This window comes from Paraburkholderia silviterrae, assembly GCF_004353915.1.
GTDB lineage: Bacteria > Pseudomonadota > Gammaproteobacteria > Burkholderiales > Burkholderiaceae > Paraburkholderia > Paraburkholderia silviterrae.
In genome coordinates, this window is the sequence record NZ_SMRP01000033.1 from 1 (window position 1) to 22,141 (window position 22,141).

Genomic DNA, 22,141 nt, shown 5'->3' on the forward strand with positions numbered 1-22,141 from the left:
CGAGCTGCCGAGCAGCGCGAAGAGCTCGTTCTTCGCGATGTTCAGGCTCACGTTGTTGACAGCGACACTGTCGCCGAACTTCTTGACGACGTTTTCGATGCGGATGAACGCATCACGTGAAGGAACTTGCGTCTCCTGAATATGGGTGGTGGGCATTTGCGTTGTCTCCATGTTTGTCGTGCTACGAGTTCCACCTGCTGCGGGCGTACGCTGCCCTACGCGCCGCGAGGTGGAACGTATGTTTCGCAAAGGGAAGGGTCAGAGCGCGGCCGGTAGCAGTCCGGTCAGCGGGCCGCAGTCACGCGATTCAATGCCCGGTTTTGAGCTGTGCCCACAGGCGGTTTTCGAGTCTCTGGATGTCGGCGGGCAGCGCCTTAATCAGCGTCATCTTGAAGAGCACGTCCTCGGGCGGGTAGACACCCGGGTCGTTGGAGACCGAGGCGGTCACAAAGGAACGCGCCGCTTTGTTTGGAGTGGGATAGAAGACGTCGTTGGTGATGCCGGCGTTGACTTTCGGATCTTCGATGTAGTTGATCCAGGCCAGTGCGGCCTCGGGGTGCGGGGCATCCTTGGGAATGCCCATGACGTCGAACCAGATCAGGCCACCCTCTTTGGCATTCGAGAATTTGATGTCGTAACTACGTTTGGCATCCTGAGCCCGGCGATGCGCGATGCCGACGTCGCCCGACCATCCGAACGCTACACAGATATCGCTGTTCGCGAGATCGTTGATATAGCCCGACGAATTGAACTGCGTGATGTACGGGCGGACTTTCTTCAGCACTTCATACGCTGCCTGGTAATCGGCCGGGCTGGTACTGTTCGGGTCCTTGTGCATGTACTGCAACGTTGCGGCGAACACGTCGGTTGCCTGGTCGAGGAATGAAACGCCGCAGCTCTTGAGTTTCGAAAGGTTGTTCGGATCGAAGATGAGTGCCCAACTGTCTACCGGCGCATTCGGCCCAAGCTCCTTCTGCACGGCCTGCTGGTTGTACCCGATGCCGTCCGTGCCATAGGCGTAGGGGGCACCGTACTGATTGCCGGGGTCGAACTGCGCAATGACCTTCATGATGGCCGGATCGAGGTTCGCAAGGTTGGGGAGTTTCGACTTGTCGAGCTTTTGATACACGCCGGCTGGAATCTGTCGCGACATATAGTTCGAAGTGGGCACCACGATGTCGTAGCCGGAACTGCCCGCGAGCAGCTTGGCCTGCAGCGTGTCGTCGCTGTCGTAGTTGTCGTATTTGACCTTGATGCCGGACTGCTTCTCGAAGTCGGGAATGGTGTCCTTGCCGATGTAGTCGGACCAGTTGTAGACGTTCAACTGGGTATCGGCCGCCTGCGCGGGAATCGTATTGAACGACCCCAAGGTTGCCACCGTTGCGAGTGAGACAGCTGCGATGGTCGGACGAAGGTAATGGCGCTTGCAATGGGCACTCATGTTATTTCCTCTATGGGCAAAGAAGTAGAAGCGAGCATCATTGGCGATCAATGAAAATCCGGAAGCACTGGATTTTTTTAATGGAGTTTTATATTATTGTAAGGATGACGAATTAATCTGTATGAATCCTGTCGCTGCATAAATTCGATTCTTTTAGCCTCATGCGGCGGCGCTACGCGGCCGGCCGGTGTGTCTCCCGCTACGGCACATGACCAGCGCTATCGTCTCGATCTTCGCGATGCACTGCCTTCCCGGAAGGTCGCCGATCTCGTCCATGCCGCCTTTCTCATCCAGTCGATGGAACGGCATCCGATAGCCGTGCCGCGCCCGACGGGCCAGCGAGCCCACCCCTCAAAGGCAGTCCTGGCGGGCGTTTGGCCGGTTTGCAGGCATTGCGCTTCGAACGACGGATCAAGCGTAGCACGGTGCAAAGAGGCGGAAAAAAATAGTTTCTTTACTGGTTGCGGAGATTTTTCCTATGCACGCAGCACCAAGAGGTTTTTGCTAGCCAAGGAACACAAAAATCATAATTTCGTAATTCCTGGACTCTGAAGAGAATATGAACAACACCAACCACTAGCTAACCTCGCACGAGGAAAGAGCAATGAGTATCGAAACCGTTGACACGCTCGTTGTCGGCGCCGGGCAAGCCGGCGTTGCCATGAGCGAACACCTGGGCAAGCTTGGCGTGCCGCATCTGGTTCTCGAGCGGGACCGCATCGCGGAACGGTGGCGGACCGGCCGCTGGGATTCGCTCGTCGCGAACGGTCCCGCGTGGCACGACCGTTTTCCCGGCATGGAATTCGATGACCTCGATCCTGACGCTTTCGCGCCCAAGGAGCGCGTGGCCGACTACTTCGAGGCCTACGCGAAGAAGTTCCGCGCGCCCATTCGCAGCGGCGTGGAAGTGACGAGAGTCACGCGCAATGCTGGCCGTTGTGGCTTTACTGTTGAAACGAGCGGTGGGGTGATCGAAGCACGCCGCGTCGTGGTGGCCACGGGGCCATTCCAGCGGCCGGTCATTCCGCCGATTGCGCCCAAGTCCGATCGTTTCGTGCAGATTCACTCGGCCGACTATCGCAACCCTGCGCAATTGCCGGACGGCGCCGTGCTGGTCGTGGGCGCCGGCTCATCGGGCGTGCAGATCGCCGAAGAGCTGATGCGCGCGGGCAAGAAGGTGTATCTCTCCGTTGGCCCTCACGATCGTCCGCCGCGCACGTATCGGAACCGCGACTTCTGCTGGTGGCTCGGTGTGCTTGGGCTTTGGGATACCGAGACCGTCGTGCCGGGCAGGGAACACGTCACCATCGCGGTCAGCGGCGCCAGAGGGGGGCATACGGTCAACTTTCGAAAGCTCGCGCATCAGGGCATGACGCTCGTTGGCCTCACCAGGGCGTTTGCCGATGACGTCGTGACTTTTGAAGCAGATCTCGTGACGAACCTTGCAAACGGAGACGCTAACTATCTGTCGTTGCTCGATGCGGCAGACGCCTATATTGCTCGCAATGGTCTGGATCTGCCGGAAGAGCCGGCCGCACGCGAGATCGTGCCGGATCCGGATTGCGTGGCACATCCCCTTCTCGAACTGGATCTGGCGGCAGCGGGCGTGACGTCGATCGTTTGGGCCACGGGCTACGCCAACGACTACGGCTGGCTGCAGGTGAATGCATTCGACGAAAAGGGCAAGCCGAGGCATCAGCGCGGCGTCTCGGCAGAGCCGGGCGTTTATTTCGTGGGCCTGCCGTGGCTGTCCCGGCGTGGGTCGTCGTTCATTTGGGGTGTCTGGCACGACGCGAAGCATGTCGCCGGCCATATTGCCACCCAGAGCAGCTATCTCGAGTATCGCGATGCCGCGCAGCGCAAGGCCGAAGCGCATCTCGCCAACACCGAATACGCGAACGTCGATTCGCAGATCCAGAACACCAACGCATTGGGAGTAATTTGATGCCGACTCATACCCGTATCCGCATGTTCAATACCAAGGATACCTATCCGAATCAGTCGCTGGACAACGATCTTTGCCAGGCCGTGCGGGCCGGCAACACGGTCTACGTGCGCGGTCAGGTTGGGACCGACTTCGAAGGACGCCTGGTCGGCCTGGGCGATCCGCGTGCACAGGCAGAGCAGGCCATGAAGAACGTCAAGCAACTGCTCGAGGAAGCCGGCAGCGATCTCTCTCACATCGTCAAGACGACCACGTATCTGATCGACCCGCGCTATCGCGAGCCGGTCTATCAGGAAGTCGGCAAGTGGCTCAAGGGGGTTTTCCCCATCTCGACCGGTCTTGTGGTGTCGGCACTGGGGCAGCCGCAATGGCTGATGGAAATCGACGTCATCGCGGTGGTTCCGGACGGCTGGACGCAGGCACAGGCATAAGGAGCAGGCCATGACATTTTCGATCGTCGGACGTTGCCCTGAGACCGGGCAGCTTGGCATTGCCATCAGCTCCTCAAGTATCGCGGTGGGCGCGCGTTGCCCGTGGGCGCGGGCGGGGGTCGGAGTGGTGGCCACGCAGAACGTCACGCTGCCGGCACTGGGTCCGCAGGTGCTCGACCTGCTGGAGCACGACCAGCTGGAGCCCGCGGCAGCCGTCGAGCGTGCCCTCAACGCGAACGGCTGGAGCGAGTATCGGCAGGTGACGACAATCGACGCACAGGGCCGCACGGCATTTTTCACCGGCAAGGAGGCGCTGGGCGTTCATCACGCCCTGGCGGGGGAGCAATGCGTGGCCGCGGGCAATATGCTCGCGAGCATCGAAGTCACCACGGCCATGGTGCGGGCCTTCGAGAACGCATCGGGTATGTTGGCGGATCGCCTGCTCGCGGCGATGCATGCTGCGACCGAGGCGGGTGGGGAAGCCGGGCCCGTGCATTCGGCCGCATTGAAGATCGTTGGCGATCACACGTGGCCCGTCGCCGATTTGCGCGTCGACTGGGCGGACGAAGATCCGATCGGGGCGCTCGACGCGCTTTGGCAGGCTTATCGTCCGCAGATGCAGGATTACCTGACGCGAGCGCTGAACCCCACCCTGGCGCCGAGCTACGGAGTGCCAGGCGATGCGTGACATGTCCAGCCGCATGCTGCTCGAACGGCTGGTGGGTTTCCAGACGGTCAGCCGCGACTCGAACCTCGAGTTGATTGCGTTTATCGAGCACTATCTGGCTGGGTTCGGAGTCCGCAGTGAACTCATCTACAACGCGGAACGGACGAAGGCCAATCTCTTTGCCACAATCGGCCCGGGCGGGCGCGGCGGCGTGGTGCTTTCCGGGCACACGGATGTCGTGCCGGTCGACGGGCAAGCCTGGACGGTCGAGCCCTTCCGGTTGACTGCGCGTGACGGGCGCCTCTACGGCCGCGGGACGGCGGACATGAAGGGCTTTATTGCCTCGGTCCTGGCAGCGGTGCCCGCGTTTATCGAGGCGGATCCGCATGTGCCGATCCATCTGGCGTTTTCGTATGATGAGGAGGTCGGATGCCTCGGTGTGCGCCCGATGCTCGCGGAGCTTGCAAAGCGTCCGCACAAGCCCGTTCTGTGTCTGATCGGCGAGCCAACTGAGCTGAAGCCCGTGCTCGGGCACAAAGGGAAGCTCGCGATGCGATGCTCGGTAAAGGGCGCCGCATGCCATTCAGCGTACGCGCCGTATGGGGTGAATGCGATCCAGTATGCGGCCCGCCTGATTGGCCGGCTCGATGAAATCGGCGCGCAGCTCGCGCGCCCCGAGCGTCATGACCAGCGCTTCGATCCGCCTTTTTCGACGGTTCAAACGGGCATGATCAAGGGCGGCAGGGCGCTGAACATCGTGCCGGCGGAGTGCGAGTTCGATTTTGAGGTGCGCACATTGCCCGGCTTCGATGCACAGGAGGTGACAGATGAGCTGCAACGGTACGCCCAGACGGAACTGCTCCCCGCCATGCGTACGGTGAAGCCCGAAACGGACATTAGCTTCCAGCCACTGGGCGCTTACCCGGGACTGGCAACGCCGCGCGAAAGTGAAGCGGCCCGGCTGTTGGCGGCGATCAGCGGCTCTTCCGAATTCGGCACCGTCGCATTCGGAACAGAAGGCGGTCTTTTCGAGCAGGCGGGCATACCGACGGTCGTGTGCGGACCCGGCAGCATGGATCAGGGGCACAAGCCGGACGAGTTCGTCAGCGAGGAGCAACTCGCCGATTGCGACGCGATGCTCGAGCGGCTCGCAACGCGTGTGAAGCATCCACTCTGAACGCAAAGCGATCTTCATCGATGCGCCCCGCTCATCATGCGTCGACGCATGGCGAGCGGGGCGCGTGGCTATTTCGATGCGTGCAGATGCGTGAGCTGCTCCCGGCAGAAGTCGACGAACAGCTGCGCGGGCTTCGTCAGTTGTCCGCGCTTGAGCCGCGCGCTCACGAGCCCCGAAGGCGTAACCGACTCGGAGATGTCGATCGTTACCACCCTTTTTCCATCGTAGGTGCATTCCGAATTCGGGCGTGTCACGAGGAGTGAAAAGCCGAATCCTTGACCGACCATGCCTCGCACCATTTCGATCGAAGGGGACCCGAAGACGATATTGGGTGTCAGGCCCAGATCGTGGAAAAGACTGACGAAATAAGTCCGGCTCGGCTGCACGTCGAGCAGAATCATGGGTTCCACGCTGAGATCGTGCAGCGAGACTTGCGACTGCCGTGCGAACCGATGATTTTCCGGCAGCAGCACATACGGCTTTTGCGCCGGCATGAGCGGCTCGGCTTCGATGGTGCCGTCGAGCTCGTGATCGTAGAGGAACGCCACATCGATGGTCCCGGCCGTCAATCCCTGCACGAGATCCTGTTGCTCGCCGTCGCGAAGCCGGATGTTGACGCCCGGATAAAGCTCGCGAAAACCCGCAATCAATTGCGGTAAATACAGTGGGGCCACGGTCTCGAAGCAGCCGATGTCGATCTGGCCCGTCACCACGTCGTTGTCGGCGAGCGCGTTTTGCTCGAACTCGCGCGCCACGCGCAACAACTCCTGCGCCTTGCGATAGAAGCGCATGCCGCCGGGCGTGAGCGACACGCCCTGGGCGTGATGGCGGATGAAAAGCTTCACGCCGAAACTCTCTTCCAGCCCCTTGATGGCGCTCGAAATAGACGGTGGAGCAATATGGAGCTGTCGCGACGCCTCCGCCACGCTGCCGGCTTCCACCGTGGTGACGAGGTACTTGAGTTGTCGCAAGGTATAAAAAGCCACGTGTCCCTCTGATATCCGGCCGCCGGCCCCTGGGCCGCGCGGAATATTTGTCCTGTGTTTTGTGTGCGTAACCTTACCCTGGGAAAGGCGCCGCAGTGGGGCGGGGCTGCAAAGTTTTATCATATCGCGCGAGAATATTTTTAATAATTTTCCTTTCGCGTGAAATACCGCACCATCGTCTCCATTCAATAAGCAACCGGGCCGCAGCAGCGGCCCCACGCGGAGCACAGCATGTTCGACCTCGGGTACTGGCAGCGGCGAGCTGCCGAGCAGGTTTTCATCGAAAAGGCAGTGATCAACGGACGCCGCGTAGATGCCGCTTCGGGCGCGACATTCGACTCGATCAATCCGGCCACGAATCAGCGGCTGGGACGCGTCGCGGCATGTAATGAGGCGGACGTCGATCTGGCCGTGCGAGCCGCGCGTCAGGCGTTCGAAAAGGGGCCATGGGTACGCATGGCGCCGGGTGAGCGCAAGAAGGTCTTGCAGCGGCTCTCGGAGCTGATGCTGGCCAACCGCGAGGAACTTGCGCTGCTCGACTCGCTGAATATGGGCAAGCCGGTCATGGACGCCTATAACATCGACGTGCCGGGCGCGGCCCACGTATTCGCGTGGTATGGCGAAGCGCTCGACAAGCTCTACGATCAGGTTGCGCCCACTGCATCGAACGCGCTGGCGACTATCACGCGCGAGGCGCTCGGTGTGGTCGCAGCGGTTGTGCCGTGGAATTTTCCGCTCGACATGGCAGCATGGAAGCTCGCGCCGGCGCTGGCCGCGGGCAATAGCGTGGTTCTGAAGCCTGCGGAGCAGTCGCCGTTTTCCGCGCTGCGTCTGGCCGAGCTGGCGCTCGAAGCCGGTGTGCCCGAAGGCGTGCTCAATGTCGTTCCGGGTCTGGGTGAGATTGCCGGACGCGCGTTGGGCCTGCATCCCGATGTCGATTGCCTGGTTTTTACGGGGTCCACTCAGGTTGGCAAATACTTCATGCGGTATTCGTCCGAGTCCAACCTCAAGCAGGTATGGCTCGAATGCGGTGGCAAGAGTCCGAATCTCATCTTTGACGACTGTCGCGATCTCGACCTTGCCGCGGAAAAAGCCGCATTCGGCATCTTCTTCAATCAGGGCGAAGTGTGCTCGGCAAACTCGCGTCTCTACGTGCAGCGTTCCATTCAGGACGAGTTCATCGAACGCCTGATGAAAAAGGCGCGTGACTGGATGCCGGGCGATCCGCTCGATCCGGCGAGCCGCGCAGGCGCGATCGTCGACGCGCAGCAGACTTCACAGATCATGAGCGCCGTGGAGCAAGCGCAGCGCGATGGCGCGCGCCTGGTGACGGGGGGCAAGCGCCTGAGCGTGAACGGCTCGGAGAACTTCGTCGAGCCCACGGTGTTCGCGAATGTGCGTCAAGACATGCGGCTCGCGCGCGATGAGGTGTTTGGTCCCGTTCTCGCCATCAGCGCTTTTGACACCGAGGACGAGGCTTTGAGCCTGGCCAACGACAGCGTCTACGGCCTTGCCGCCTCGATCTGGACTGACGACTTCAATCGCGCCCATCGCGTGGCGCGTGCGCTGAAGGCCGGCACGGTGTCCGTCAATACCGTCGATGCCCTCGATGTGACCGTGCCCTTTGGCGGCGGCAAGCAATCGGGTTTCGGCAGGGATTTGTCCTTGCACTCGTTCGATAAATACAGCCAATTGAAAACCACGTGGTTTCAATTTCGCTGATATCGGCAGAGCGCCCCTTGCGATGAACCGCTTGGGGCCGCTCATTCTCGAATCGTCAATTGCTCGCGCGTGCTAGTGCCTGCTCGTGCTTCGCGCAAACTTCACTACATTATTAGGAGACTTTATGAATGCTCCCACACCCGGTCACCGTACGACCCGCGACTTCCAGCGCTCCGATGCCGCGCATCACATCCACGCATTCGTGGATCAGAAGGCGCTGAATGCGGAAGGTCCCCGTGTGATGGTTCGCGGCGAAGGTAGCTACCTATGGGATTCGGATGGCAATCGCTATATCGATGGCATGTCTGGTCTCTGGTGCACGAACGTCGGCTACGGACGCGCGGAGCTCGTGGAGGCGGCTTCGCGCCAGATGAAGGAACTGTCGTACTACAACATGTTCTTTCATACCACGCACCCTTCGGTCATTGAACTGTCCGAGCGCCTGTTCGGCCTGCTGGGCGAACCGTTCAGCCACGTCGTCTACACGAATTCGGGCTCTGAATCCAACGAGGTCTTGATCCGCACGGTCCGCCGCTTCTGGGACATCATGGGCAAGCCGACGAAGAAAGTGCTGATTGGCCGCGTGAATGGCTATCACGGCTCGACGGTCGGCAGCGCGTCGCTCGGTGGCATGAGCTTCATGCACGAAATGGGGGATCTGCCGATTCCCAACATTACGCACGTCGACGAGCCCTACTGGTTCGCCAACGGCGGCGACCTGACGCCCGAGGAGTTCGGCCTGAAGGCGGCGCGATCGCTCGAGCGCAAGATTCTGGAGCTTGGCGCCGAGAACGTCGGCGCGTTCGTTGCGGAGCCGTTCCAGGGCGCCGGCGGCATGATCTTCCCGCCGCCGGGCTACTGGCAGGAAATCGAGCGCATCTGCCGGCAATACGACGTGCTGCTCTGCGCCGACGAGGTGATTGGCGGCTTCGGCCGAACCGGCGAGTGGTTCGCGCATCGTTACTTTGGCTTCACGCCGGATCTCGTTTGCGTGGCGAAGGGCCTGACGTCGGGTTACGTGCCCATGGGCGGGCTCATCATGAGCCGCCGCATTGGCGAGACGCTGGTCGAGAAGGGTGGTGTCTTCGCGCATGGCCTGACTTATTCGGGCCATCCCGTTGCGGCCGCGGTGGCGCTGGCGAACCTCGACGTGCTTCAAGGCGAGCAACTGGTCGAGCGCACCAGGACCGACACGGGTCCGTATCTTCAGAAGCTGCTGCGGGAAGCGTTCGCCGACCATCCCCTCATCGGCGAAATTCAGGGCACGGGAGCCGTTGCGGCCATCCAGTTCGCCAGGAACAAGACGACGCGTGAGCGCTACGAGAATGAAGCGGACCTGACATGGCACAGCCGCAGCGTGGCGTTCGATGCGGGCGCCGTGGTGCGCTCGACGAACGGCCGGCTGATTGTTGCGCCGCCTTTGGTGATGACGCATGGGCAGATCGATGAACTCGTCGACAAGATGCGCAAGGCGGTGGACGCCACCGCGGCAATGATCGCGCAGCAGGACTAAATAAAGGCTATTCGTGCAATGGCGAGATCACGCGATGCGTGATCTCGCCATTTTTGTCTGCATCGGATCTTCTGGTACGCCGCATCTGCCTTGCCGGCACGACTCCCTTCACCTCCTGCCAGATCTGCTTGCCCGACTGCGATCTCCAGTCAGGCCGCCCTCGAAAAGCCGAGGGTCGACATTGCCAAATGATGGTCATTGGAAAGCAAAAATCTGCTTTCAAATTCATTTCCAATAGCCGACATTATCACTTCGGAAATATCTGAAATCTGGTCGAGATACCCAGCATCAATTCGATCGATTTCGTTGAATTCCGGATGGCATGGATTCGAAAGGTCGGAACATAAGGAGACGAGATGAGTCGTGAAGAAGGCCTCGCAACAGTAGAAGACAGCACCATACAACGCATTCCGCTTTCACAAAGGCACGGTACCGCCAAAGATCTGTTCACCATATGGTTCGGCTCGAACATCATGATGCTGACCATCGTAACCGGGTCCATCGCGACAACGGTTTTCAAGCAGCCATTCTGGTGGGCAACGCTCGCGATCGTGACGGGAAGCCTGGTGGGCGCCGTGTTCATGGCGCTGCACTCCGCGCAGGGGCCGCAACTCGGCGTGCCGCAAATGATTCAAACGCGAGGGCAGTTCGGATCATTTGGATCCCTGCTGGTCGTCGCGCTTGTCGTCATCATGTACGTGGGATTTTTCGCGTCGAATTGTGTATTTGGCGGGCAAGCATTACACAGCCTCAATCCGTCCGTGCCTTTGAATCCGAGCATTGTCTTGATCGGGCTGGTCAGCCTGCTGGGTTCGATCTACGGCTATAGCCTGATCCATGCCTATGCGCGGCTGCTGAGCTGGGTCTCAGGCGGTGTGCTCGCGCTGGCATTCGTCTGGATCATTTTCGTGCATGGCTTGCCGGGCGATACGTTCACGCGGGGCAGCCTGAGCCTCTCCGGGTTTCTCGGATCCATGTCGGTGGCCGCGCTCTGGCAGATTGCCTACGCGCCGTACGTCTCCGACTATTCGCGCTATCTGCCGCCGGACACCGGGCCGCGGACCGCGTTTTGGTCCAGCTACTTTGGATGCGTGCTCGGTTCCGTTCTGCCGATGCTGCTCGGCTGCCTGGTTGGCCTCGCGACTTCCGATGGCAATGTCGTGACCGGCCTGACTGAATTGACGAAAGGCGTGAGCGTATTGGTGATTGTCGTGCTGACTCTGGGCATTGCCGCAAGTAACGCCATGGAACTCTATTGCGGCGCGCTTTCCGCAATCACCGTCTTGCAAACACTCTTTCCGTTTTGGTCAGGGAAGGCGCGCGCGCGGGCAGTCACGGCAATCGTTCTGGGGGCGATTGCCATGACGATTTCGATATTCGGGCAAAAGGACTTTTTGGCTGGATATACGAACTTTATTATCATTCTTCTTTATGTCCTCGTGCCCTGGACCTCGATCAATCTGGTGGACTATTACATCGTTTGTCATTGCGATTACGACGTCGATTCGTTCTTTCGCCAGGATGGCGGCGTGTATGGGCGCTTTAATACGACGGCCGTTTTTTCATACCTCGTTGGCATTGTCGTGCAACTGCCGTTTATGGCAACGGACCTCTATACGGGTGAAGTCGCCAAACGGCTCGGAGGAGCGGATATCTCGTGGATCGTTGGGCTCTCGCTGACGTCGCTGGTCTACTACGTCGGTTGCAGGCTGAAGCCGGCGTCCACGGTGGGTGCGGTTGGACAGTCTGGCCGCGGTTCCCGGTCGACCTCCACGCAGGCGCTTGCCGATCGAAATTTGCGTGAACCCATCGCCGAAGTCGAATGATGTTCTGAGCGATCGTATCGTGACTACCGTGGGCCGGCCGCAGGCGTTGAAGTGCAGCGCTGGCCCGACACTGCCTACGGTAGTCCAGCCGTCGTCGGCGCAGCGATACGTGCGGCAGACTCATGCATGGAAACCGTGCCCCCCATGTCGGGAGGCCCCAGGTAAGGCTTGACGCGGACGCGCGGCGAGTTGCATCTCGAATTCGTCTGATTCCGCGAGCCGGTTCGCCTGTCTATCCTGAAACCTGTTCAGCCGATATTGACAGAGACCACCGTGAGCCCCCTTTCACTGATTGAAATTTCGTCCATTCGTGCCCGCGCTCATTTGCTCGCTGGGGATGAGCCGCCGCACGCCAGCGGGACAGGCGCTTTGCGCTCGCGCGACGAGACTGGCGCTGTCGCCGAAGGACACGACAACAAGTTTGCCCTGACGGGTGCGATCTTCGCCGGCATCCTCATGTCATTCGGCGCGCTCGCCGTGACTCACAGCATGTTCGAGGGAAGCGGCACGGCTCATGAAATGCATAACCCACATTGATGCCGTAGCGCGAGTTCGCTCGCGATCAGGATTCACCATGTTCAACACTAACCATTCTCACGCAGTCAAATCGATTCCGGTCGATCCAGACAGTTTGCTCGCCACGCATATCGAGCGCCACATCCATCTGTATATGGATTTCGGCATGGTTCTCGCGTGCCTGCTCATCTTCTCCGGCGCATATTCCGCTGCCCACATGCTGCTCGATAGCCTCTGGTAGGCGCACGGGCGCACGATTGCGGCCAGACACGTGCACCTTCGGCGCGAATCGCTAGCGCCTCCCATGGGCAGAGCGCCGTTCGCCTGTCTGTGTGGCCGCGCAGCGCCACGAGCGCTCGAACCGATCCATCCCCAAAGCGCGCCACGCCAGATCCAGGTGTCGTCCTCCAGATACCGGGGCTCCTCCCAAAACGTCATTGCCGAATATCAGACGATAGGCCGCAAACAAATCGCGGTTAATCGTCTGAATAATCACGCTAAACGTTTGCAAATACGTCGACTAAAAAGGGTTATATAAAGTCGCGACACATGTGTGCCGTAGACTAGCGCGCGGGCCGCGTGCGCATGGCGCCGGACCGGTTCGTCTTGATTCGCCCGCCTCGAGCATCGACGCCGCGCCATTCCGAAACCGTCGCAAAACGCCATACGCCGTGTTTTCGTCGGGCCGCTTTGAATCCGCATTGCAATCATTAAATCCACGCGCAAAGGAGGTCTTTCCGTGATGACCGTGCTGGGCTGCATCGTCTACAAGCACAATATCTGGCTTGTCATCGTGGCCCTGCTGATCTGCGGCACTGGCTCGTGGGTCACCGCGCGCCTCGTGCGGCGCGCGTTCGCCACGCGCGGCGTGCAGCGTGCAGGCTGGCAGTTTCTCGCGGCCACCGCGTCGGCCGTCGCGATCTGGTGCACGCATTTCGTGGCGATGCTCGGCTTCGACCCCGGCGTGCCCGTGAGCTTCGATCCCTTGCTCACCTTCGTCTCGCTGCTCATCGCACTGGCCGGCAGCCTGATTGGCTTCGCCGTGGCGTGCAGCGGCCTCACGCGCGCCGCGCCCGCGCTGGGCGGCGCGCTTGTCGGTCTGGCCATCGCGCTCATGCATTACACCGGCATGGCGGCCTACCACGTCGAAGGCCTCGTCATATGGAGCCGGCCGTACCTGATCGCCTCGATTGCGCTCTCGGTCGGCCTGGGCGCGCTCGCGCTCGATCGCGCCGCGCGGCGGGCGGGCGGCTCGGTCGCCGCCGTGGCCAGCTTGTTTGCGATCGCGATCCAATCGCTGCATTTCACGGGCATGAGCGCATTCCAGGTCGAGCCGATGGCCGTGTCGGGGCATTTCTCCGATCCCGCCGCGCTGCAGGCGCTCGCGCTTTCGGTGGCCTGCATGGCCTTCGTCATCGTGGGCGCGGGCCTCGTGAGCTATTTGCTCGACGACAGCGTGCGCGCCGAATCGCTCGAGCATCTGCGCAGCATGGCGCTCTCCGACATGCTCACCGGCATGCCCAACCGCGCGGCCTTCAACGAGCGGATCGAGGCGGAGATGGAGCGCGCGGCGGCCGAGGGCGGCAAGCTCGCGCTGATCGGCATCGACCTGAACCGCTTCAAGGACGTCAACGACCTGCGCGGCCATCATGCCGGCGACGAGGTGCTGCGCATTCTCGCGCGCCGCTTCGCGAGCCTCGTGAGCGAGGATGAATTCGTCGCGCGCGTGGGCGGCGACGAATTCGTGGCCATCCTGCGCTTCGCGCGGCGCGAAGCGCTCGACGACTTCCTGCTGCGGCTCGAAACGGCATTGTTCCGGCCGATCCGCTACGACGACTGGGAGGTGCTATCGGGCGCGAGCCTGGGCGTGGCGATCTACCCCGACGATGCCACCACTAAGACCGTGCTCGTCAACAACGCGGACCTCGCGATGTACCGCGCGAAGGCCGACCTCACGCGCTCGGTGTGCTTCTACGAGCCGAAGATGGACGAGCTGGCGCGGGCGCGCCGCACACTCGCGGCCGATCTGCGCGAGGCGCTCGTGCGCGGACAGCTGAGCGTCCATTATCAGGTGCAGACCTCGATCCCGAGCGGCGAGATTTGCGGCTATGAGGCGCTGCTGCGCTGGGAGCATCCGCGCCTTGGCTTCGTCTCGCCGGCCGTGTTCATACCGCTTGCGGAGGAGAACGGCCTGATTCTCCAGATTGGCGCGTGGGTGCTGCGCGAGGCCTGCACGCGCGCGGCAACCTGGATGCCGCCGTGCAAGGTTGCCGTGAATCTTTCGCCCGTGCAGTTCGTGCATGCCGATTTGCCCGCGCTGGTGAGCGCGGCGCTCGCCGAAACCGGCCTGCCGCCCGCGCGGCTCGAGCTCGAGCTGACCGAATCGACGATTTTCGCCGATCGCCAGCGCTCGCTCGAAGTGCTCCAGCGCATCAAGGCGCTTGGCGTGAGCCTCGCGCTCGACGACTTCGGCACCGGGTATTCGTCGCTCGATACCTTGCGCTCGTTCCCGTTCGACAAGATCAAGCTCGACCAGTCGTTCGTGAGCGAGGCTCAGTCGAACCGGCAGGCAACGGCCATCATTCGCGCCGTGCTCGCGCTCGGCAAGAGCCTTGGGATTCCCGTGCTGGCCGAAGGCATCGAAACGCAGGACCAGCTCGATTTGCTCGCGAGCGAAGGCTGCGACGAAGTGCAGGGCTTTTTGCTGGGCCGGCCCGCGCCGCTCGCGCAACTGGTTCAGAGCGGCAAGATCCGGCTGGCGGGCGAGCCGCAGGCCCACCTGGCGGCCGCAGGCTGAAACGACATGCTGCGCCAGGCTGCACCGCGTGCGTCAGCCGCGACGCACGATTCAATCGAAGTTCAATCGTAGTTCAATCGAAGGCGCTAAAGCGCGGTGCACATTGCGGCAGCCACGCGCCGCGCTCTTGCGCGAAGGCCCCGCGCGCGACGTTGTGCGGATGGTGCGGCGCCTCGGCGAGCCCCAGCACCGGGGAGACGCAGGCGTCGCTGCCTTCGAACAGGGCGATCCATTCGTCGCGCGTGCGCATGGCCACGGCTTGCTCGATCCGCCCGGCAATCAATGGCCAATGCGCCTTGTCGCGTTGCGGCAGCTCGAGCAGATCGTCCGCGCCGATGCCCTTCATGAACGCCGCGTAAAACTGCGGCTCAATGCAGCCCACGGCAATCCAGCCGCCGTCCGCGCAGCGATAGGTGCGATAGAACGGCGCGCCGCCGTCGAGCAGGTTGGTGCCGCGCGCGTCGCACCAGTGCCCCGCCGCGCGAAAGCCGTACATCATGCTCATCAGCATGGCCGCACCGTCGGTCATCGCGGCGTCCACCACGCAGCCTTCACCGCTCGTGCGCGCGCGCAAGAGGGCCGCGATCACGCCGAACGCGAGCACCATGCCGCCGCCGCCGAAGTCGCCCACCAGATTGAGCGGCACCACGGGGTCGCCGCCCGCCGTGCCCACGGCGTGCAGCGCGCCGGAGATCGCGATGTAGTTGATGTCGTGGCCGGCGGTGTGCGCGAGCGGCCCCGTCTGGCCCCAGCCCGTCATGCGGCCGTACACGAGCGCGGGCCGTCGCGCGCGGCACACGGCCGGGCCAAGCCCGAGGCGCTCCATCACGCCGGGGCGAAAGCCTTCGATGAGCGCATCGGCATCGGCGATCAAGTCGAGTGCGCGCGCCACGTCCTCTGCGCGCTTCAGATCGAGTGTGACGTGCACGCGAGAGCGGGTCTTGAGGCTGCGCCTCGCTCGCGCGGCGCGGCGGTGGCCGATGAACTCGGACCGGCGGCGAGCTTCGTGCCCGCCGACGTCACCAGCGAAGCGGACATGACGGCCGTGTTCGACGCGGCCACGCAGCGCGGCACGCTGCGCGTGCTCGTGCACTGCGCGGGCCGTGGAGGCGCAGTGCGCCTGATCGAGAAAGACGGCTCGCCCGGCTCGCTGCAAGCCTATGAAGAGGTGGTGCGCGTGAATCTCATCGGCACCTTCAACGCGCTGCGGCTCGCGGCGGCGGCCATGGCGCGCAACCCGCCCAACGCGGGCGGCGAGCGCGGCGCGTGCGTGCTAACCGCATCGGTGGCCGCCTACGAAGGGCAAATCGGCCAGGTGCCGTATGCGTCGTCGAAGGCGGGCGTGGTGGGCATGACGCTCGTGGCCGCGCGCGATCTCGCGAGCAAGGGCATCCGCGTGTGCACCATCGCGCCGGGCCTGTTCGACACGCCGCTGCTCGCGCGCCTGCCCGAAGAGATCCGCGATTCGCTCGGCAAGATGGTGCCGTTCCCGCCGCGCCTGGGCGTCGCCGACGAGTTCGCCTCGCTCGCGCTGCACATTCTCGAGAACCCCATGCTCAACGGCGAAACGATCCGCCTCGACGGCGCGATCCGCATGCAGCCGCGCTGAGCGGACCCTCGGGACGCTCACACTAAAGGAGAGCACATGAGCGATGAATTGCTGATCGAGTACCGCGACGGCATCCAGATCCTCACGATCAACCGGCCGCACGCGTGCCACGCCGGTGGTTGATGCGTGGCGCACGCCCCCTGAGGTGCATGCCTGCGGCGTGTTCGCGGAGCGGTTTCAGTGAGTGCTCAGTGTGTCCAGGTGTTGGTGCGGGGCGGCATGGCCGCCTCATCGAGCGCGTCGAAAATGCCGACCACGCCTTCAGCAACGCCATTCCAGTGATCGAGCGCGTGCGTGCCCACGATCTCATCCCAGAAGGATTCCGAACCATATTGCAGGCGCTGCGCATGCAGCCGCCGCGTATAGAGCTGCAGATCGAACCCGGCGGTGACGCCCATGGCGCCCACGAGGCCATGCGCGCCGTTCGCGACGAGCGGCGCCGTGCGGCTCGCGCGCGCCTTGGCAATCGCGCTCGCGAGACGCTGCCGGCCGCTGCGATGCGCCGCGCAGCCGAGCTGCGCGGCCATGCGCGTGGCCGCGACGTGCTCGGCCATCACGCTCAGTTGCTGCTGCACGGCATGGGATTTGGCGGGCGAGCTGCCGGTCTGCTGGCGCTCGTTCACATAGCCGGTCGTCATGTCGAGCACACGCTGCATCGCGCCCGCCATGGTGGCCGCGGTCACGAGTGCGCCCAGCTCGGCGATGCCGCGCGCGGGCAGCGCGTGCGCCGTGCGCGTGTCGAAGCTCACGGTGGCGTCCAGCGCCTCGCCATGCTTTTCCACGCAGGCCGTGTCGAGCGAGACGAGAAACGTTCCCGCCGACGTTTCGACCACGACCGCGTCGGCCACCTGCCCGTAAGGCACGAAGGCCATGCGTTGCGTGGAGTCGGCGATCGCCAGCGCGACCGGCCCGCGCGGCGCCTCTACTCCCGCCGCGGCGAGCAGATGACGCGCGATCATCGTGTGCGCGGCGGGCAGCGGCAAGGCGTGCTGGCCGAACGCAAACAGCACGCCTGCGGCCTCGGCGAGCGGCAAGTCCGCGCCGCCCTGCGCCTCGGGCACGAGCGCGTCCAGAAATCCCCGTGCTTCGAGTTGCCGCCAGAGCTCGCGGCCCGCACGGCGGTCGTGCGCCGCTTCCACGCCGCGCACGAATTGCGGTGTGCAGAGGTCGGCGAGCACGGTTTGCGCCGAAGCGGTCAGCATGTCGTCCATTCGTTTCTCCCCTTTGTTTGGCGTAGTCCTGGCATAGTCCGCGCTCCCGGCCCGTGAGGCGTCAACCGGTGCCGTCGTCATGTCTCACCCCATTTTCTTCTGACGGGCGGCGCGCGAGCGCGGCCCAAATCCGTCCCGATTCTAGGATCGCGGTCAAGACGAGGCAACCTGAAAAAATCTCCGCTGCATCGATTGGCCCCGCGTTTAAGGCCTTGTTTCGTTGATTCGAATACAAAAATCGCGCGCCACGCCCATAACTTCGGGGTATACGCCAGGGCTGTGCCAAGGCATACGGGTTGTGCCACCGTCCTGCGCAACAATTCATTGCCGGATCCGAAATGGCCTGGTGTGCGCTTAACGGAGATATCAGCTGGCTAGTTGCATATGCAATTAATCTCCGACACTTCGCGAATGAGGGGTGTGTGCCGTATTGCCTTGAGGGTTTTCCCGTAGCCGCCGAGGCCGCCGGACAGGCAGGCTTGAAGCCCGCCCCACACCTAGGTGCAATTGCCGACTTCCACCGAGCCGAACGCCGGCTTCTCCGAAAACAAATTGTTGGCTTGCTGGCGCTCGCCCACACTGGCACCTGTTCCATAGCGGCAAACCCATTGCAGCAGGCGCTTCGCAGCCACTGGGCGCGGCGCGTCCGGCCGTTGGTCCGGGCCGTCGGTCGCCGGCGCCGCTATCGAATGATTCGAAATGCGAACTAAAACGCGGCGGTAAGCCCTCATACAAAAGGCCCTCGAGGCAACGGAGGAGACATGACCCGATTCAAGCCGCGCGCCGTGCAAGCGCGCCGTGCCGTGCGAACGCTGCGCCGTCTCGCCGGCGGCGGCGCCTCGACGGCGGCGCTGGCCGCCGCGCTAAGCGGCCTGCTGGCACCCGCGCAAGCCCACTCAACCGAATGGAAGGTGGGCGTCGAGTTGCCGCTGACCGGACCGCTCGCGCAGGCCGGCACGGAGATGTACCGCGGCATACAAGTGGCCGCCGATCTGTTCAACCGGCGCCATCCGCAAGACAAGATCACGCTCGTCGCCGTCGATGACGAGTCGAATCCCGCGAAGGCCGTCGCGGCCGTCGAGCAGCTCGCCTCGCAGCACGTGGTGGCCATCGCGGGCGCGGCGAATTCGAACTGCGCGGGCCCGGCCTCCGAGGCCGCGAGCAAGGCGGGGCTCGTCTACGTCACCTCGGGCGGCACCAGCGACGACATGGTCACGCGCGGCCTCAAGAACTTCTTTCGCGTGAGCAACACGCCCGGTTATACGTTGGGCATGGCGGGCCTCTTCGAGACGCTTGGCGTGAAGTCGGTGGCCATCCTCTATTCGACGAAGGACGCAACCAGCGACCTCGCGCGCCAGCTGGACGCCGCGCTCAAGGCCAGGGGCGTGAAGACCTTCCTGCATGCCTACGATCCCTCGATCAGCGACTTCAAGCCGCTCATCAACAAGGTGAAGCTGCAGGACAAGCCCGACGCCATGGCCATGCTCGGCTACGAGAACGACTACGTGGGCATCCTGCGCGCCTCGCGCGTGCTCAAGCCCGACCTCAAGGCGATTGCCGCGCCGTGGGCGTTCGCGAGCCCGAAGATGGCGCAGTCGTTCCCCGATCTCGTGCCGAACGTGTACGGCGCGACGGTGCTCTCGTCGCCGGCCGATTACCGCTCGGCCGACCAGCGCGACTTCTCGGACACCTATGAGCGGCTCTTCAAGACCGTCTCGAACTACCAGTCGCAGACTTCGTTCGTCTACGCGCAACTGCTCTTTGACGCCATTGCGAGCGCACAGAAGGCCGGCACGCTCGACAAGGGCGGGCTTGCCGACACCTTGCGCGCCACCCAGCGCGACGACACGTTCCTCGGCAAGGTGAGCTTCGATGCGCGCGGCGACAACCCGCACTACGTCGCGCACATGGGCCAGTTCGCCGCGAACGGCAAGCTCGCGCTGGTCTGGCCTGCGCAATATGCCACCGCGAAGCCCGCCTATCCTGGCGTGCCGTGGTGAGCCTCCGCGATTCAGATAGCGCCTGAAATCCTCACCACGCCAAGCGCGCATGCAGACGCGCGGCGTGCGAGTTGCACGAAGCACGCCCTCGCCATCGAGCCAGGGCGCGCACGACAACACCATAAAAGACGGTTTGGAGGACTCGATGTCCCGCAGCACTTCTCGCAGTGCCGATTGCAGCAAACGGCGCGTGTTCGCGCGCGCGATCATCAACCTTGGCGCCTGTGCGCTCACACTGCTGGCGGCCACACCGTCCGCATTCGCGGACGTGCTGCCGGTGGGCGTCGAGCTGCCGCTCACGGGATCGATGGCGCGCGCGGGCAACGCGCAGCTCGAAGGCATCAAGGTTGCCACCGACATGTTCAATCGCGGCAATGGCAAGCACAAGGTCGCGCTCACCGTGATCGACGACGAAGCGCAACCGGCCAAGGCCGTGTCCGCCGTGGAGAATCTCGCTTCGCAGGGCGTGCTCGCGATTACCGGCGGCTACGGCTCGAACTCCGTGAGCCCGGCCTCGGAGGCGGCCGACAAGGCAGGCCTTGTCTACATCACCTCGGGCGCCGTCGACAGCGCAATGACCTCGCGCGGCCTCAAGCGCTTTTTCCGCATCGGCCCCGCATCGGGCTACTCGAAGGCTGTGTTGGGGCAGCTCGATGCCATGGGCGTGAAGTCGGTGTCGATCGTCGTCTCGACGAAGCAGGCCACCACCGACCTGAGCAACGACGTCTCCACGAAGCTGCGCGCGCAGGGCGTGAAGGTGACCGTGCACGCGTTCGAGCCGACGATGACGGACTTCAAGCCGCTCGTCAACAAGATCCGCCTGCAGGACAAGCCCGAAGTCATGCTGATGATCGGCTACGAGAACGACTATATCGGCATCCTGCGCGCGGCGAAGGTCCTCAAGCCGCAACTGAAGGCGGTGATGGGGGTATGGGCGCTTGCCACGCCGAAGATGGCCGCCGAGTTTCCGGACCTCGTGAACAACGTGATCGGTTGCGCGATGCTGCCGCATCCGGCGCAGTTCGGCAGTGCCGAAGGCAAGGCGTTCGTCGACGCCTATGTGGCCGCGTTCAAGAAAGAGCCCGACTACGTGGCCGAGTTCGCGTTCGTGCAGTCGATGCTGCTCTTCAACGCAATGGCGCGCGCCGCCGACGCCGGCACGCTCAAGAAAGACGGCATTGCCGCCGAGCTGCGCGCGAAGCCGCACGACACGCTGATCGGGAAGGTGAGCTTCGCGGCCAATGGCGACAACCCGGCGTTCGCCAACAACATGGCGCAGATCCAGGGCGACCGTATCGTGCTCGTGTGGCCGAAGGAGCGCGCCACGGGCAAGCTCAACTATCCGGCGCTGCCATGGTGAGTGCGCCGCGTTCATCGCATGTGTTGCTTGCGCCGAAATCGTCGTTCTGGAAGAGGAGGTCGCGATGACCGAACTCGTATTGCAATCGCTGTATTCGGGCGTGCTCGTGGGCGGTGCGTATGCACTCGTCGCGCTCGGGCTCGCGCTCGTGTTCGGCTCGATGCGCATCATCAACCTCGCCCATGGCGAGCTCGTGCTGCTGGCGGCCTATATCGCCTATACGTTCGAGACGCGCCTGGGCCTGAACCCCGTGTTCGCGATTCCCGTGGCCATTCCGGTGGTTTGCGTGGCGGCCGCGGCCGCGTGGTATCTGGTGAGCCGCATCAAGAGCGACCGCGAGCTGAACTCGCTGATCCTCACCTACGGCATCGGCATCGTGCTGACCAACGGCGTATTGCTGGGCTGGGGCGCCGACGTGCGCTCGACCGGCAACGCCTGGCTGCAAGACAGCGTGATGCTCGGCAATCTGCTTTCCATGCGCAGCGAAGTGCTGTCGTTCGGCATCAGCGTCGTGTTGATGCTGGCGCTCTGGTGGTGGCTCTCGCGTTCGTGGTACGGGCGCGCCGTGCGCGCGATCTCGAGCAACCGCGACGCCGCGCGCCTCATGGGCATCGACCCGCGCAAGACCGAGCTGGTCTCGTTCATCGTGGCGGGCGTGCTGGCCTCGTGCGCGGGCGTGTCGATCTACGCGTCGAGCGCCGTGCAGCCCTCGATAGGCGAGGCGCTCACCGTGAAGGCGTTCATCATCACCGTGCTTGCGGGCGTGGGCTCGATTCCGGGCGTGCTGGCGGGCGCGATGCTGCTGGGCATTACCGAGGCGCTGACCGTCACGCTCGCGAGCTCCGCATTGCAGGAGCTTGCCGGCATGCTGCTGTTCCTGATCGTGCTGTATGTGCTGCCCAACGGCCTGTTCGGCGTGGCGAAGCGAAGGGGGTAAGGC

The 22,141-nt window shown here is 63.2% G+C and carries 17 protein-coding genes and 2 pseudogenes; 14 read left to right on the forward strand and 5 right to left on the reverse strand.

Translation table 11 applies throughout. The features are described from left to right. Together EYW47_RS42750 and EYW47_RS34905 are read right to left on the reverse strand one after the other, a co-directional pair. Positions 1–171: pseudogene (locus EYW47_RS42750) on the reverse strand (polyamine ABC transporter ATP-binding protein); the annotation flags it as partial. A 136-nt stretch (positions 172–307) separates the two neighbouring features. Then, complete coding sequence (locus EYW47_RS34905; protein ID WP_133199370.1) at positions 308–1,441, reverse strand: polyamine ABC transporter substrate-binding protein; 1,134 nt, start codon at positions 1,439–1,441, stop codon at positions 308–310. Between the two features lie 604 nt (positions 1,442–2,045). On the opposite strand from EYW47_RS34905, the gene EYW47_RS34910 reads away from it, so the two are divergent. The 4 genes from EYW47_RS34910 to argE are packed head-to-tail and all read left to right on the forward strand — an operon-like array spanning position 2,046 to position 5,661. After that, on the forward strand, positions 2,046–3,386 hold the full coding sequence (locus EYW47_RS34910; RefSeq protein ID WP_133199371.1) for a flavin-containing monooxygenase: 1,341 nt from the start codon (positions 2,046–2,048) through the stop codon (positions 3,384–3,386). Beyond that, positions 3,386–3,817: a RidA family protein gene (locus EYW47_RS34915; protein ID WP_028222958.1), complete on the forward strand. Its 432-nt coding sequence runs from the start codon at positions 3,386–3,388 to the stop codon at positions 3,815–3,817. Before EYW47_RS34910 ends, EYW47_RS34915 begins: the two co-directional genes overlap by 1 nt. Positions 3,818–3,827: 10 nt before the next feature. Then, the gene (locus EYW47_RS34920) at positions 3,828–4,505 is read left to right on the forward strand and encodes a DUF1028 domain-containing protein (protein ID WP_133199372.1); all 678 of its coding nucleotides are present in this window, start codon (positions 3,828–3,830) and stop codon (positions 4,503–4,505) included. Next, complete coding sequence (gene argE, locus EYW47_RS34925; RefSeq protein WP_133199373.1) at positions 4,498–5,661, forward strand: acetylornithine deacetylase; 1,164 nt, start codon at positions 4,498–4,500, stop codon at positions 5,659–5,661. Before EYW47_RS34920 ends, argE begins: the two co-directional genes overlap by 8 nt. 68 nt (positions 5,662–5,729) lie before the next feature. On the opposite strand, the gene EYW47_RS34930 is transcribed toward argE, so the two are convergent. Beyond that, positions 5,730–6,647, reverse strand: coding sequence for a LysR family transcriptional regulator (locus EYW47_RS34930; protein WP_133199420.1), 918 nt, complete (start codon positions 6,645–6,647; stop codon positions 5,730–5,732). Between the two features lie 231 nt (positions 6,648–6,878). Between EYW47_RS34930 and EYW47_RS34935 the strand changes: the two genes are divergently transcribed. The 6 genes from EYW47_RS34935 to EYW47_RS34960 all read left to right on the forward strand — a co-directional run bounded on the left by EYW47_RS34935 (position 6,879) and on the right by EYW47_RS34960 (position 15,021). Next, the gene (locus tag EYW47_RS34935) at positions 6,879–8,369 is read left to right on the forward strand and encodes an aldehyde dehydrogenase (protein ID WP_133199374.1); all 1,491 of its coding nucleotides are present in this window, start codon (positions 6,879–6,881) and stop codon (positions 8,367–8,369) included. A gap of 124 nt (positions 8,370–8,493) precedes the next feature. Next, positions 8,494–9,882 (forward strand): aspartate aminotransferase family protein, encoded by a 1,389-nt coding sequence (locus tag EYW47_RS34940; RefSeq protein ID WP_133199375.1) that lies wholly within the window; start codon positions 8,494–8,496, stop codon positions 9,880–9,882. Positions 9,883–10,238: 356 nt separating this feature from the next. Continuing rightward, complete coding sequence (locus tag EYW47_RS34945; RefSeq protein WP_133199376.1) at positions 10,239–11,708, forward strand: purine-cytosine permease family protein; 1,470 nt, start codon at positions 10,239–10,241, stop codon at positions 11,706–11,708. Between the two features lie 273 nt (positions 11,709–11,981). Then, positions 11,982–12,245, forward strand: a complete 264-nt coding sequence (locus tag EYW47_RS34950) for a hypothetical protein (protein ID WP_133199377.1) — start codon at positions 11,982–11,984, stop codon at positions 12,243–12,245. Between the two features lie 37 nt (positions 12,246–12,282). Further along, positions 12,283–12,465, forward strand: coding sequence for a hypothetical protein (locus EYW47_RS34955; RefSeq protein ID WP_133199378.1), 183 nt, complete (start codon positions 12,283–12,285; stop codon positions 12,463–12,465). 501 nt (positions 12,466–12,966) lie between these two features. Next, positions 12,967–15,021 (forward strand): putative bifunctional diguanylate cyclase/phosphodiesterase, encoded by a 2,055-nt coding sequence (locus EYW47_RS34960; RefSeq protein WP_240764051.1) that lies wholly within the window; start codon positions 12,967–12,969, stop codon positions 15,019–15,021. An 85-nt stretch (positions 15,022–15,106) separates the two neighbouring features. Here EYW47_RS34960 and EYW47_RS34965 read toward each other — a convergent pair. Beyond that, positions 15,107–15,973 (reverse strand): annotated as a pseudogene (locus EYW47_RS34965) (CaiB/BaiF CoA transferase family protein); the annotation flags it as partial. Here EYW47_RS34965 and EYW47_RS34970 point away from each other — a divergent pair. Next, positions 15,944–16,630 (forward strand): SDR family oxidoreductase, encoded by a 687-nt coding sequence (locus EYW47_RS34970; protein ID WP_240764049.1) that lies wholly within the window; start codon positions 15,944–15,946, stop codon positions 16,628–16,630. The pseudogene EYW47_RS34965 and the gene EYW47_RS34970 overlap by 30 nt on opposite strands. Before the next feature lie 188 nt (positions 16,631–16,818). Here the strand turns inward: EYW47_RS34970 and EYW47_RS34975 are convergent, their stop codons facing one another. After that, the gene (locus tag EYW47_RS34975) at positions 16,819–17,841 is read right to left on the reverse strand and encodes an acyl-CoA dehydrogenase family protein (protein ID WP_165976763.1); all 1,023 of its coding nucleotides are present in this window, start codon (positions 17,839–17,841) and stop codon (positions 16,819–16,821) included. A 761-nt stretch (positions 17,842–18,602) separates the two neighbouring features. On the opposite strand from EYW47_RS34975, the gene EYW47_RS34980 reads away from it, so the two are divergent. From EYW47_RS34980 to EYW47_RS34990, 3 genes are all read left to right on the forward strand, one after another. Further along, on the forward strand, positions 18,603–19,841 hold the full coding sequence (locus EYW47_RS34980) for an ABC transporter substrate-binding protein (RefSeq protein ID WP_133199382.1): 1,239 nt from the start codon (positions 18,603–18,605) through the stop codon (positions 19,839–19,841). A gap of 145 nt (positions 19,842–19,986) precedes the next feature. Next, the gene (locus EYW47_RS34985) at positions 19,987–21,201 is read left to right on the forward strand and encodes an ABC transporter substrate-binding protein (protein ID WP_133199383.1); all 1,215 of its coding nucleotides are present in this window, start codon (positions 19,987–19,989) and stop codon (positions 21,199–21,201) included. A gap of 64 nt (positions 21,202–21,265) precedes the next feature. Continuing rightward, on the forward strand, positions 21,266–22,138 hold the full coding sequence (locus EYW47_RS34990; RefSeq protein ID WP_133199384.1) for a branched-chain amino acid ABC transporter permease: 873 nt from the start codon (positions 21,266–21,268) through the stop codon (positions 22,136–22,138). Positions 22,139–22,141: the final 3 nt, after the last annotated feature.